Annotated in this window: 2 protein-coding genes; both read left to right on the forward strand. The window is 35.1% G+C overall.

Annotated features, from left to right (window positions below; all coding sequences use genetic code 11):
* Positions 1-83: 83 nt before the first annotated feature.
* Positions 84-419, forward strand: coding sequence for a hypothetical protein (locus tag EST62_RS12440; protein ID WP_256372372.1), 336 nt, complete (start codon positions 84-86; stop codon positions 417-419).
* 11 nt (positions 420-430) lie between these two features.
* Positions 431-988 carry a type III-A CRISPR-associated RAMP protein Csm5 gene (csm5, locus tag EST62_RS12445; protein WP_129052389.1) on the forward strand — a complete coding sequence of 186 codons (558 nt, stop codon included), beginning with the start codon at positions 431-433 and terminating at the stop codon, positions 986-988.
* The last annotated feature ends 14 nt before the right edge of the window (positions 989-1,002 follow it).

Raw genomic sequence — 1,002 nt, forward strand, 5'->3', positions numbered from 1 at the left:
GTCAAGGTCGAGAAATTGAGTATAAAAAGTTGCATTCACAGCAGCTCCAACTCTTCTAAATACCTCGAAGCTCTGCTTCGAGGATCCTTTATTCGCAATCAGGTTCTCTTCAATGTTTGTTTTCACTTACACTTCCAACCAATGCTGAAGTCGAAACTATAAAAAGTATCAATAACCAACAGGTTGCCCAATATGACTTAACGTTGCGTAAAGGATGGACTTTCTCAAGTCTTAATCTATTTCAGATGAAACGTCAGACTGTAAATATGCTTTCAGAAGGTAGCGTATTTGAAGAGAACCTTTGTCCTGTTGGAAAAATTGAAAATGTAGCGCCTCTTGATGAAAAAATGAATGAGGATTTTCCTCATCCTGTTTTTCGCTATGGGAAGTCTTTTTGTGTGTCACTTAAATCTTATTGATACCAAGAAAGATGAAAAAAAGATTTGAAACATGTACGGTTACACTAACGCCGCTTTCGCCTATTCATATTTCTAGTGGAAATTCAGATTATGGTTGGGGAGCTGTATGGATAGAAAAAACAGAAAAAATGTATATTCTTGATTCGGAGAGATTATCTCAAAAACTGATTGAATGCAATTTGTTTGAAAAGTATATTGAGGAAGTTGAAAGATGGATATATATGTCTGACTCCCAAAAAGAAAAACAATCCAACCCGTGCCTAAAATTTCTTGAGGATCATAAAGCGCAACTATTTCCAGATGTTGATATTATAAGGTTTGTTAAAGATTTATCTACAACAGAATTGAATGCAAAAAGTGGAAGTCGTTTTATTCGAGATGGCGAAGGACGTGCCTATATTCCAGGGAGCAGTATAAAAGGTGCTATAAGAACCGCTGTGATTTATGCGATGCTTGCAGAAAATAGAAAACGTGAAAAGAAAGATTATTTAAATCTCTATGGGATATATTCCCCGAAGCTCTGCTTCGTTAAAGATAAAAGTGTAATAATTGAGCACATATATTCATAAAAGTCATAATGTAT

Origin of the sequence: Chlorobaculum sp. 24CR, assembly GCF_004118635.1 — a bacterium.
Lineage (GTDB): Bacteria > Bacteroidota > Chlorobiia > Chlorobiales > Chlorobiaceae > Chlorobaculum.